Origin of the sequence: Nitratireductor aquimarinus (assembly GCF_017255295.1) — a bacterium.
In the GTDB taxonomy this organism is placed as follows: Bacteria; Pseudomonadota; Alphaproteobacteria; order Rhizobiales; family Rhizobiaceae; genus Nitratireductor; species Nitratireductor aquimarinus.
This window is the reverse complement of the sequence record NZ_JAFKDE010000002.1, coordinates 696,006-707,881: the sequence shown is the minus strand read 5'-3', so window position 1 is coordinate 707,881 and position 11,876 is coordinate 696,006. Positions and strand designations below refer to the sequence as shown.

The 11,876-nt window shown below is 61.7% G+C and carries 12 protein-coding genes; 1 reads left to right on the top strand and 11 read right to left on the bottom strand.

Annotated features, from left to right (window positions below; all coding sequences use genetic code 11):
• Positions 1–112: 112 nt before the first annotated feature.
• The 7 genes from mnhG to JYP46_RS03655 are packed head-to-tail and all read right to left on the bottom strand — an operon-like array spanning position 113 to position 5,999.
• On the bottom strand, positions 113–490 hold the full coding sequence (mnhG, locus tag JYP46_RS03685) for a monovalent cation/H(+) antiporter subunit G (protein WP_113156224.1): 378 nt from the start codon (positions 488–490) through the stop codon (positions 113–115).
• Positions 490–825: a cation:proton antiporter gene (locus JYP46_RS03680; protein ID WP_206545902.1), complete on the bottom strand. Its 336-nt coding sequence runs from the start codon at positions 823–825 to the stop codon at positions 490–492. Before JYP46_RS03680 ends, mnhG begins: the two co-directional genes overlap by 1 nt.
• Complete coding sequence (locus tag JYP46_RS03675) at positions 822–1,295, bottom strand: Na+/H+ antiporter subunit E (RefSeq protein ID WP_113154595.1); 474 nt, start codon at positions 1,293–1,295, stop codon at positions 822–824. The genes JYP46_RS03680 and JYP46_RS03675 overlap by 4 nt, the downstream gene beginning before the upstream one ends.
• Positions 1,292–2,848 carry a Na+/H+ antiporter subunit D gene (locus JYP46_RS03670; RefSeq protein WP_113154594.1) on the bottom strand — a complete coding sequence of 519 codons (1,557 nt, stop codon included), beginning with the start codon at positions 2,846–2,848 and terminating at the stop codon, positions 1,292–1,294. Before JYP46_RS03670 ends, JYP46_RS03675 begins: the two co-directional genes overlap by 4 nt.
• A 7-nt stretch (positions 2,849–2,855) precedes the next feature.
• A complete protein-coding gene (locus tag JYP46_RS03665) occupies positions 2,856–3,233 on the bottom strand; it encodes a Na+/H+ antiporter subunit C (RefSeq protein ID WP_113154593.1) in 378 nt (125 codons plus the stop codon).
• The gene (locus JYP46_RS03660) at positions 3,233–3,652 is read right to left on the bottom strand and encodes a Na+/H+ antiporter subunit B (RefSeq protein ID WP_113154592.1); all 420 of its coding nucleotides are present in this window, start codon (positions 3,650–3,652) and stop codon (positions 3,233–3,235) included. Before JYP46_RS03660 ends, JYP46_RS03665 begins: the two co-directional genes overlap by 1 nt.
• Position 3,653: 1 nt before the next feature.
• Positions 3,654–5,999 (bottom strand): putative monovalent cation/H+ antiporter subunit A, encoded by a 2,346-nt coding sequence (locus JYP46_RS03655; RefSeq protein WP_206547291.1) that lies wholly within the window; start codon positions 5,997–5,999, stop codon positions 3,654–3,656.
• A gap of 472 nt (positions 6,000–6,471) precedes the next feature.
• On the opposite strand from JYP46_RS03655, the gene JYP46_RS03650 reads away from it, so the two are divergent.
• The gene (locus tag JYP46_RS03650; protein ID WP_206547290.1) at positions 6,472–8,589 is read left to right on the top strand and encodes a S9 family peptidase; all 2,118 of its coding nucleotides are present in this window, start codon (positions 6,472–6,474) and stop codon (positions 8,587–8,589) included.
• Here JYP46_RS03650 and JYP46_RS03645 read toward each other — a convergent pair.
• From JYP46_RS03645 to JYP46_RS03630, 4 genes are all read right to left on the bottom strand, one after another.
• On the bottom strand, positions 8,564–9,496 hold the full coding sequence (locus JYP46_RS03645; RefSeq protein WP_206547289.1) for a cytochrome c: 933 nt from the start codon (positions 9,494–9,496) through the stop codon (positions 8,564–8,566). The two genes, JYP46_RS03650 and JYP46_RS03645, sit on opposite strands and share 26 nt — an antisense overlap.
• 122 nt (positions 9,497–9,618) lie before the next feature.
• On the bottom strand, positions 9,619–10,068 hold the full coding sequence (locus JYP46_RS03640) for a c-type cytochrome (protein WP_113154588.1): 450 nt from the start codon (positions 10,066–10,068) through the stop codon (positions 9,619–9,621).
• Between the two features lie 178 nt (positions 10,069–10,246).
• On the bottom strand, positions 10,247–10,846 hold the full coding sequence (locus JYP46_RS03635; protein ID WP_113154587.1) for a superoxide dismutase: 600 nt from the start codon (positions 10,844–10,846) through the stop codon (positions 10,247–10,249).
• A gap of 102 nt (positions 10,847–10,948) precedes the next feature.
• On the bottom strand, positions 10,949–11,827 hold the full coding sequence (locus tag JYP46_RS03630) for a branched-chain amino acid aminotransferase (protein ID WP_206547288.1): 879 nt from the start codon (positions 11,825–11,827) through the stop codon (positions 10,949–10,951).
• Positions 11,828–11,876: the final 49 nt, after the last annotated feature.

Genomic DNA, 11,876 nt, shown 5'->3' with positions numbered 1-11,876 from the left:
TACCCGAGGCCGCACTTCCCGGGAAAAGCCGGCTTCAGGCTTTTCAAAGACCATCATAAGTAGAATCCATCCCGGCAATGCCTCAAAAAGGATTTACCGGAAAATTATTCCACTATTCTTTGTCACTTCTTGCCTCTGCGTCAGGGGTGGTCGCATCCCCTCCCGCATTCGCCATCTCATCATGCACCGAACGACCCCAGAGCTTGTAGCCGGCCGCATAGGCGGCCTTGGCCAGGAGATGCGCGGAAATCGGCGCTGTCAGCAGGAAGAAGACCACGGCAGCGAGCGCGCGCGTGACGATGGCCTGATCCTGCGCAAAGATCGCCAGGGCGATCAGCAACAGGCCCGAGCCGAGCGTGCCCGCCTTCGACGCCGCATGCATGCGGGTGTAAAGGTCAGGCAGGCGCAGAATGCCAATGGCCGCCACCAGCGTGAAGGCAGCGCCAATGATCATGAGCGCGCCGGTGAGAATGTTCAGCACGTCGCCCATCATTGGTCCTTGTCCCCGTAGATGCCCAGCGTATCGCGCTTCACGAACTCCTGCTCATAGCGGCGGCTGAGCACGAAGCGCGCAAACGCCACCGTCGCAAGGAAGCCGACAAGACCAAGCGCAATGGCGATGTCGAGATAGAGCGTGAAGCCCGTGCGAATGCCGATGACGGCGATGAAGCCGATGGCGATCGTCACCAGCATGTCGAGAGCAAGAACCCGGTCGGGCAGGCTCGGCCCCACCAGCACCCGCACCACCGTGAGAAGAAACGACAGGCTGAGCAGGGCGAGCGCCACAAACTCGGCGAAGACGAGGAATTCTTGACTGGCGCTCATCGAAACGCCTCCATGATCTTTCGTTCAAAACCATCGGCGATGTCGCGACGCAGTTCATCCGGGTCGGAACAGTCGATGGCGTGCACGTAGAGGAAACGGCGGTCTTCCGACACGTCGACGGACAGCGTGCCCGGCGTCAGCGTGATCAGGTTCGCCAGAAGCGTGATCTCGAAATCGCGATCCACCTTGAGCGGATAGGCAAAAATTCCGGGCTTGATGTCCATCTTGGGCGACAGCACGAGAATGGCTACACGCCACGCTGAAAGCACCAGCTCGTAGAGGAAGAGAAGCGCCAGCGAGAGAACCCGCATGCTGCGCTCGAAATAACCGAGCGAGCCCACCTGCTCGCGGATCAGATAGAGCGTGGCCGCACCAAGCAGAAAGCCGAAGAGGAAGTTCGGCAGCGTGAACGAGCCACTCACTGCGGTCCAGATCAGCGCCAGGAGAATGTTGATCAGGGACAGTTTCATTGCGCTGCCTCCACGGGAAAGACCGCTCCGATATAGGCGGACGGATCCAGAAGCCCTGCCGCAGCGGTCTCTGCGATGCGAATGAAGGGCTCAGGATACACGCCAAGAAGGATGATCGGAATGCAAAGCAGAGCCAGCGACACATAGCCGAGCCCCGGCCGTGCGTTCGGCTCGCCGCTCGGCGCGCCTTCGGGCCGGTTGCGCCAGATCGCCAGGATATAGACGCGGCCAAGCGCAATCGTGGTCAGAAGACCCGTCGCGAGAATGGCCAGCGCGAGCCATGGCAGACCGGATTCCAGCGATGCCTGCACAAGCAGGATCTTCGGCCACAGGCCGGATGCCGGCGGCAGGCCGGCCACGGCAAGCATAAGGATCAGCGCGAAGGCCCCCATCGCCGGATAGGCGCGGTAGAGACCGCCCAGCTCATGCAGCGAATAGCTGCCGCCAAGCTCCTTCATCACGCCCGCAAGCAGATAGAGCGCCGTCATCGCCAGAATGGAATGGAAAGCGTAGAGAACCGTACCGGTAAGCCCCTCTTCCGTCCCCAGCGCCAAACCGGCCAGCATGACGCCGACGCCCGAGATCACCACGAAACCCAGAACCCGGCGAACATCCGACTGGGCAAGCGCGCCCATAATGCCCAGCACCATCGTGCCGGCAGCCACCCAGGCGATCACGCCGGAAAGCTCCACGCGCTCGACCGGGAACATCATCACCAGCACGCGCAGCAGCGCATAGACGCCCACCTTGGTCAGAACGCCGCCAAACAGCGCCGCCGTGACGATGCGCGGCGTGTGATAGGAAGCCGGCAGCCAGAAATTGACGGGAAACGCCGCCGCCTTCATGCCGAAGGCCAGCAGATAGAGAACCGCCAGCGTCATCAGCGGCCCGGTGTCGCGCACGGCGTCGACCCTGCGCGCAATGTCCGCCATGTTCAGCGTACCGAACGTGCCGTAGAGATAGGCCGTCGCCGTCAGGAACAGCGTCGTGCCCACAAGGTTCAGGATCGCATATTTGGTCGCGCCGTCGAGCTGGCGTTCCGTCGAGCCCAGGATCAGAAGACCGAAGGACGAGATCAGGAACACCTCGAACCACACATAGAGGTTGAAGATGTCGCCCGTCAGGAACGAACCGCCCACACCGGCCATCAGGGCCATCACGAACGGGTAGAAGCCGTAACGGCGTCCCGTCGCCCCGATGTCCTTCATGGCGTAGAGCGCACACACGGCTGCCACCAGCGTCGCCACGAAGGCGAGCGAAGCGCCCAGCGCATCTGCGACAAAGGAAATGCCGAAGGGCGGCAGCCACCGCCCCATGGTCATCACCTGCGGCCCGTCGGCGAGCACCTGCAGCAAGAGCGCCGCATTGGCTGCCAGCGTCAGAAGCAGGCCGGTGATTGCGATACCGGCATGCAGGCGCGTCTCATGACGCACCATCAGCAGGATCGCGGCAAAAAGGATCGGCACCCCAACCGGCGCCACAATCATCCAGTCACCCAGCGTGGTCGGCTGGATCACCATTGCATCGGAAATGTCTATCGATTCAGCGGCCATCAGTGTCTCAGTATCCAAGCGGGGGCAGCGGCTCGCCCTCAGGTTCGGCGACGCGCATTCCGTCCGTATCGTCTGTTCCAAGTTCCTGATAGGCGCGGAACGCCAGCACAAGGAGGAACGCGAACAGCGAGAACGAGATCACGATTGCCGTCAGCACCAGCGCCTGTGGCAATGGGTTGGCGATCGCGGAGTCCGGCGTCTGCAGAGCCTCGGGAATGATCGGCGGCACCTCACGCATGAGCCGCCCTGCCGTGAAGATCGACAGGTTCACCGCATTGCCGAAGATCGAGACCCCCAGCAGGATGCGGATGATGTGCTTTGAAAGCATGAGATAAATGGCAACGGCAAAGAACACGCTGACCACAAAGGCAAGAGCGGCTTCCATTATCCATGCTCCCTTTCTTCAAGCGCCAGCGCGATCGACGTGATCGAGCCGAGCACCACCAGATAAACGCCGATGTCGAAGAACAGGACCGTCGACAGGTCCAGCGGCACGCCCAGAAAGTTCACCTTGGTCCACAGGCCCGTCATGAACGGCACCTGGAAGAAGTAGGAGAGCCAGCCAGCCAGCGCCGAGACCAGAAGTCCGAAACCGGAAATCGCCATCGGGTGGAAGTAAAGCGCCCGCCGCACCGGCGAAACACCACAGGCAATGCCATAGATCGCAAACGCAGAGGCCGCGATCAGACCGCCGATGAACCCGCCACCCGGCTCATTGTGCCCGCGCAGAAGCACGAACACGGAGAACAGGATCATCAGGCTCGTAAGATAGGGCGCGACCGTGCGGAAAATCAGAGTGCGCATATCAGCCCTCCCCGTTCTTGGAAGCGATCGGCTTCACACTGCGAACACGTACCAGCGCCAGAATGGCAAGGCCCGCAATCATCACCACGGCGATCTCGCCCAGCGTATCCGTCCCGCGGAAGTCCACCAGAATGACGTTCACGATGTTGCGGCCATGCGCCAGCACACGCGAATACTGCGTGAAGAAATCGCTCAGCTCGCTGTTGAACGGCACCTGCGTCACCCGCAGAAGCATCAGGCCGAGGGCCGCGCCGCACGTGCCCGCAACCGCCACGTCCATCACCTTCTCGCCCGTCGGACGATGATCCGTCGGCGAAAGCCGCAGACGCGTCATGACCAGCGCCAGGATGACCACCGAGAGCGTCTCCACCATGAACTGGGTGAAGGAGAGATCCGGCGCGCCCAGAAGCATGAAGATCAGCGCCACGGAGAAACCCTGAATGCCCAGCGAGACAATCGCCGTCAGGCGGTCGCGCGCATAGATCACCGCGCCCAGACCGATCAGCGCGATCAGAAGCACCGTCCACTCATAGAACGGCATGCGCGGCATCGAAGGAACGGCCGGCCACTCTCCATAAAGCCCCATCGGGATCAGGACGGCAGCGGCAACGGCGATGAAGGTCGCCGTCATGTAGTAGTCCAGCCGGCCGTTCTGGATGAGATTGGTCACCGAGAAGGAAACACGTGTCAGGCCGCGCATCACCTGGTCGAAACCCTTGTCCGGGCCCCAGCCGATGGCGTTGAGGATGCCGGCCATCGCCGCGCGCCCCTGCCCCAGCATGACGAACACCAGAACGCCAAGCGCAACCGTCACCACTGACAGCGCCAGCGGCATGCCGATATGCGGAATGGTCGAAATCGTCACCGTCACGGCCTCGCCGAGCACGGCGCTCGACATCGGGCTGCTGACGAGCTCATGGCTCACGCCGGAGAACAGTGCCGAGACCAGACCCAGCGCGCCCAGCACCACCGGTCCGAGCCAGAGCAGGATCGGCCCTTCATGGGCATGTTTGGGCGTTTCCACCTTCGCGCCGAGGAACGGCTTCAGCGCCACGGCGAAGCCGATGGCGAACATCAGCCCGTTGCCGGCGAGCGCCACCAGCGTCAGCATGGTGGTCCAGCCATTGGCAAAACCGAGGCCGGCATAGATCTCTTCCTTGGCGAGGAAGCCGAAGAACAGCGGCACGCCGCCCATCGAGGCCGCCGCCAGAACAGCCGCCGTAAAGGTGATCGGCATTGCCGTGCGCAGGCCACCGAGCTTCGTGACGTCACGCGTACCGGATTCGTGGTCGACAAGGCCCGCGACCATGAACAGCGCGCCCTTGAACATGGAGTGCGCCACGAGATAGAGCACCGCCGCCTCGACCGCCTTTTCCGAGCCCACGCCCGTCAGCATGACAAGCAGCCCCAGCGAAGCCACGGTCGTGTAGGCCAGCATCAGCTTCAGGTCCGTCTGGCGCACGGCCAGAAGCGTTCCCACCAGAAGCGTCGTGCCGCCGAACAGCGGCAGAATGGTTTCCCAGGCAGCCGTATCACCCAGCACCGGATTGAGGCGCATCAGCAGATAGACGCCCGCCTTCACCATGGTCGCCGAATGCAGATAGGCCGAAACGGGCGTCGGCGCTTCCATCGCGTTGGGGAGCCAGAAGTGGAACGGGAACTGCGCCGACTTGGTGAACGCGCCGCCCAGAATGAGCAGCAGCGCCGCCATGTAGAGCGGTGCATCACGCAGCACGCTCTCGGTCGCAAGCAGCGCCGACATGGAGTTGACGCCCGTGGCGCTCCAGATCACCAGAAGACCGGCAAGCAGCGAAAGGCCGCCAAGCCCCGTCACCACAAGCGCCTGCAGAGCCGCACGGCGCGAAGCCTCGCGCGAGTGATCGAAGCCGATCAGCAGGAACGAGGTGATCGAGGTCAGTTCCCAGAAAACGAACAGGGTGAGGAAGGAATCCGCGACCACAAGGCCCAGCATCGAGCCCATGAACATCAGGATGAACGAGAAGAAGCGCCCCTGATGCTCGTGCCCCTTCAGATAGCCGCCCGCATAAAGCACGATCAGCGTGCCGATGCCCGAGATCAGCAGCGCGAAAGTGACGGAAAGACCATCGAGGAACCAGGAAAAATCAACCGAAAGGCTCGGTATCCATGCATATCCGCCCGTCAGCGTTTCGCCATCGGAAACGGGTCCGACAAAGCCCGTAAAATGCAGAAAAATGAGAGCGGGCGCGATCGCCAGCACCCAGGCTGCATTGTGATGCAGCGCCCTTGTAAGCGCTGGTGCTATGGCGGCGGCTGCGAACGGCAGCAACAGAGCGAGAAATGTCAGCCACTGGCCGTCTGCCGTCATGAACTCTCCCCACTGGACTTAGTGTTTCAAGAAACTTCAGAAAATCTCACGGTGACATAAACACTCGCCCTCGGCACGACAAGGCGTAAACGCAACTCACAGGCGCGATGAAACGACGCCATTCACAAGAGATTGGTCAGCTTAAACCACCGGGGGCTCACTATGCAAAAACACCGCTGGAATCATGCCCACACAATCGGCAGGCCCCATCAGGTCGTTTGTTCCCCTATATAAGAAGAATGCATCATTCACGTTGCCCACGTGAAACATAATGCAGCTTAGACACAGTCTTTTATTTCGACTGCCCAGAAGAGGCGGATCGCGCCCTCGATGTTCCTGCCCTCCCCGCCCGCAGGTATTTTTTCGATTGGCCATTGCCACGCGCCCCTTCGGCGGGACAAAAATGCGCCCAGCTTCACGCAGCGCTTCGCGCCGCACCTGCACACATTCCGCAGATACTCCAAGGTTTGCCATGACTTCCAAAGCATTTTCCTCGACAGCCAGCGCTCCCTCGCCCGAAGCCCGCCCCGTCAGCGACACCCGCCATGGCATTGAGCGCACGGACGACTATGCCTGGATGCGCGCCGACAACTGGCAGGAGGTCCTGCGCGACCCGGCCCTTCTGGCAGACGACATCCGCGCGCATCTGGAAGCCGAGAACGCCTATCAGGCGGAACTTCTGGCCGACACGGAAGCGTTGCAGAAAACCCTGGTCGCCGAGATGCGCGGACGCATCAAGGAGGACGAGACCTCCGTACCTGCCAAGGACGGCCCCTACGCCTATGCCGCCGGTTTCCGCACCGGGGGCGAATATCCGCGCTTCTTCCGCCTGCCGAGCGATGGCGACGACAACGCCCAAGAGGAAGTGCTGCTTGATGGCGACCGCGAGGCCGAGGGCAAGAGCTATTTCCGCATCGGCGGCGCCGACCATTCGCCGGACCACAAGCGCCTTCTCTGGGGCCAGGACGACAAGGGGTCCGAGCTCTACACACTGAGCGTGCGCGATCTCGAAAGCGGCAAGGAGCTTCCCGACACGGTCACCGAAACCGGCGGAAGCGGCGAATGGGACGCAGCCGGCAGTGGCTTCTTCTACACAAGGCTTGACGAGAACCACCGCCCGTCAAAAATCTTCTACCACCGGATCGGCGCGGATTCCGCTGAAGACCGCCTCATCTACGAGGAAGCCGATCCGGGTTTCTTCGTCGACGTGTCCGGCAGCCGCAATCACGACTGGATCTACATCTCCGCCCACGATCACGAGACGTCGGAGTGCCGCATCCTTCCCGCAAGCGATCCCGACGCCACGCCGCGTCTGGTGGCCGCGCGCGAAACCGGACTGCAATACGATCTGGAAGAAGGCGGCGACATCTTCTTCATCCTCACCAATGCGGATGACGCCAAGGACTTCAAGATCGTCACCGCGCCCGCAGGCGATCCCGCCCGCGCCAACTGGCAGGATCTGGTGCCCCACGAGCCGGGCCGGCTCATCCTCGCCATCATGGCGTTTGCCAATTACCTCGTGCGTCTGGAGCGCAAGGACGGCCTGCCGCGCCTCGTCATCCGCGACCGCGCCGACGGGTCGGAACATTTGATCGCCTTCAACGAGGAGGCCTATTCGCTCGGCCTGATGGGGTCCTACGAATACGACACCGAGACGCTCCGCTTCTCCTATTCGTCCATGACCACGCCGCAGCAGGTCTTCGACTACGACATGCGCACCCGTAAGCGTACACTCCTGAAGACGCAGGAAGTGCCCTCCGGCCACAATCCGGATGACTATGTCACCCGTCGCCTCATGGCCCCTGCCCCCGATGGCGAACTGGTGCCCGTGTCGCTGGTCTATCGCAAGGACATCGCACTGGACGGCTCCGCGCCCTGCCTGCTCTATGGCTACGGCGCCTATGGCATGGCCATGCCCGCCGCTTTCAACACCAATTGCCTGTCTCTGGTCGACCGCGGCTTCGTCTACGCCATCGCACATATCCGCGGCGGCAAGGAAAAGGGCTACGCATGGTATGAGGACGGCAAGCGCGAAAAGAAGGTCAACACCTTCACCGACTTCATCGCCGCCGCCCGCCATCTGGTCGCCGAAGGCTATACCAGCCACGACCGCATCGTGGCCGAGGGCGGGTCCGCCGGCGGCATGCTGATGGGCGCAATCGCAAACATGGCCCCCGAGGCGTTCGGCGGCATCGTCGCCGCCGTGCCGTTTGTCGATGTGCTCAACACCATGCTCGACGACACGCTGCCGCTCACTCCGCCGGAATGGCCCGAATGGGGCAATCCCATTGCCTCAAGGGCCGATTACGACACCATCGCCGCCTATTCGCCCTACGACAATGTGGGCGCAAAGGACTATCCGCCCATTCTGGCGCTCGCCGGCCTCACCGATCCGCGCGTGACTTACTGGGAACCTGCGAAATGGGTGGCGCGGCTGAGAGAGCGCAAGAGCGGCGACAATCCGGTTCTTCTGAAAACCAATCTCGACGCCGGGCACGCCGGAGCCTCGGGCCGCTTTTCGCGGCTCGAGGAAAAGGCGCTCACCTATGCCTTCGTCCTGAAGGTCACCGGGAAGATGGATAACCGTTAGGCTTCGGCTGAACGGCAAGAAGATAGGCCGCGATCGCGTCGCGGTCTTCCTTGGAAAGCCGGGCCATGTTCTTCTGCACGGAGACCATGGCTCCGCCAACCGAATCGAACTCCGGCGTAAAGCCGCTTTCCAGATAATAGGCGATGTCGCCGGCCGACCAGGAGCCAATCCCGCCATCACCCGTGGTGATGTTCGGCACGATGCCCTCGCCTTCCGCCGAAACCGCACCCGCAAGCCACTGATCGTAGAGCTGTCCGCCGGCAATATTGCGCGGCGTGTGGCACTCGCCGCAATGGCCCGCACCCTCCACGAGATACTGCCCGCGCCGTTCCGCATCAGAAGCATCGGCTCCCAGCGCAACCACCGGCTCGTCATGCATATAGGCCAGTTTCCATAGCCCGATGCCGCGACGCATTGTGAAGGGGAACGAAAGCTGATGCTCGCCCGCATCGCCCTCCACTTCGGGAAGCGTCTTGATGAAAGCGAATAGGTCGCTCACATCCTGCGGCTCCATCCGCGCATAGGATGGATAGGGAAACGCCGGGTAGTAATGCTCGCCCTCGGGCGAAACCCCGTGCAGCATCGCATTGGCGAACGCCATGTCGCTCCAGCCGCCGATGCCGTCCTGCATATGTGGCGAAATGTTCGGTGCGACGAAGGTTCCGAAATCGGATTTCAACTCGACACCGCCGGCGAGTTCCAGCCGCGCATCGCCGTCAGCTCCGGGGCGCGCATGGCATGAGGCGCAGCCACCGGCCCAGAAGACCTGCTCGCCACGCTCCGCACTCGGCGCTTCCAGCGCGCCAAGCGCCCCGGCCTCCAGTGAGGTCGGAGCGCTCAACAGCCAGAACGCCGCTCCACCGCCCGCGATGACAATGAGGGCAGTGGTCAGCAATTTCTTCTTCATGACAATCCCGATCGTCCTGAGCTGAAAAATCGAACCGAAAGCCCGATACGGCTTTTCGGTCCGGAATTGCGTAAGACAATGAATTAGAGCGTTTTCGCGTTTCAACAAAAAGCGGAAAGGCTCTAGTTGTTCTGAACGCGGAACTTCTCGTGGCAGCTTTTGCAATTGCTGAACACCGGGCCGATTGCCGCCTGGAAAGAAGCGAGATCCGCCGGTCCGTCCTTGCCTGCCGCGTCTAAGGCAGCCGCCGTGTCGGTCATGTATTTGTCGAGCGCGGCCTGGAAGCCGGCTGCATCTTCCCAGATCGCCGGTGCAGCGGTGGTGTCGCCCTCGCCCGAACCCTCGGGAAAGAATGCGCCATACGACTTTGCGCCTGCGTTCAGCGTCAGGATCGCAGCCTTTGCGATTGCGGGATTATAGGCCAGCTCTTCCTTCATCATCGCGCCGGCAAGGCCGGCGGAAGCGGCCGTTGCCTGCATGATCGACTTGCGCACGGCAATCGGATCATCGGCCGCGGCAACGCCGGAAACCGACAGGCAAAGCGCTGAAACGGCAAGTGCAATCTTCTTCATGGAAACCCTCCGGTAATTTGTTCGAACAATACCCGGACCAACGCGATTGGCCGGGAATTATTCCGGGGAACGCCTTCACGCTTTCGTGAAGGTCGGTCGAATCAAAAAGGCCCGGCGCTGGGCCGGGCCTCTCGAATACAGCCAGAAGCCGTACTTATTGTGAAATCCACAAGCGGAATTACGAAGCCTGCTCGTAAAGCTCCAGCACGTAGTCCCAGTTGATCAGGCTGTCGACGAACGCCTCGAGATACTTCGGACGCGCGTTGCGGTAATCGATGTAATAGGAGTGCTCCCACACATCGACGCCGAGGATCGGCGCTGCGTCGTGAACCAGCGGGTTCTCGCCATTCGGGGTCTTCATGATCTCAAGCTTGCCGTTCTTGACAGCGAGCCATGCCCAGCCCGAACCGAACTGCGTTGCACCGGCATTGATGAAGTCGGCGCGGAACTTGTCGTAGCCGCCCAGATCGCTGTCGATGGCCTTGGCGAGCGCGCCGGGAAGGCTGGTGCCGCCGCCGTCTTTCTTCATCCACTTCCAGAAGTGAACGTGGTTGTAATGCTGGGCCGCATTGTTGAACAGGCCGGCATTCTTGCCGAAGGACTGCTTGACCACTTCCTCGAGCGACAGGCCGTCCATGCCTGCTTCTGCAGCCAGCTTGTTGCCATTGTCGACATAAGCCTTGTGGTGCTTGTCGTGGTGGTACTCCAGCGTTTCCTTCGACATGAAGGGCTGCAGTGCCTCATAATCGTAAGGCAGATCCGGCAGTTCAAAAGCCATGGTGGTAAACTCCCTCGTACAGGTGGTTGAATTCTGCAGGACGCAGATGGTGCTCTCCCTTGAGAGAGACAATACCCATCGCGTCCGATTGTTCCCGAATGATCAGGCGGGCACGCCCGAATGGGCCCACTCCCAATAGAGGTCACGGGCCTTTTTGGCCACAGGACCAGCCTGATAATTCTGATCTTCGACCCGGCTCACCGGAACGACCTTGGAGTGGTTGCCGGAGGAGAACACCTCGTCCGCTTCAAGGAAGTCCTTCACCGAAAGCGTCTTTTCAACGACTTCCATGCCTGCATCGCGCAGAAGGCCGATCACGCGGGTGCGGGTGATGCCGGTCAGGAACGTGCCGTTCGGCGCAGGCGTGTAGACCACGCCATCCTTGACCATGAAGATGTTGGAGCTGCCGGTCTCGGCCACATTGCCCAGCATGTCGAGCACCAGCGCATTGTCAAAGCCGCGGCTGCGCGCTTCCATGATGGCGCGGGCGTTGTTCGGGTAGAGGCACCCCGCCTTGGCATTGGTCGGCGCGGTTTCGAAGGTCGGCCGGCGGAACGGCGAAACGCCAACGGAAAAGCCGGTCGGCTCCAGCATCGGCGCTTCATAGAGGCACAGGCAGAAACGGCTGGAATCCGGGTCCGCCGGCACGCCCATATAGCCGCCGTGCTCGCCCCAGTACATCGGGCGGATATAGACAGCCGTCTTGCCGTCGAACTTCTTCAGACCGTCATTCGCCAGCCCTATGATTTCGTCAGCCGAAACCTTCGGCGTGAGGCCGAGATTGGCGGCGGAAGCGTTGACGCGTGCCGCATGCAGATCAAGGTCCGGCGCAACATTCTCGAACCAGCGCGCACCGTCGAACACGGTCGAGCCGAGCCACATGGCGTGGCTGCGCGGACCGATGAGGGGTACGTTGCCCTCATACCAATCGCCATCAACATAGGTCCAGGTCGTCGATTGGACTTCGGTCACTACGGTCATACTGCGCCTTCCTTCCTGATGATCACGCAAGAATCTCTGCAAAGATGCG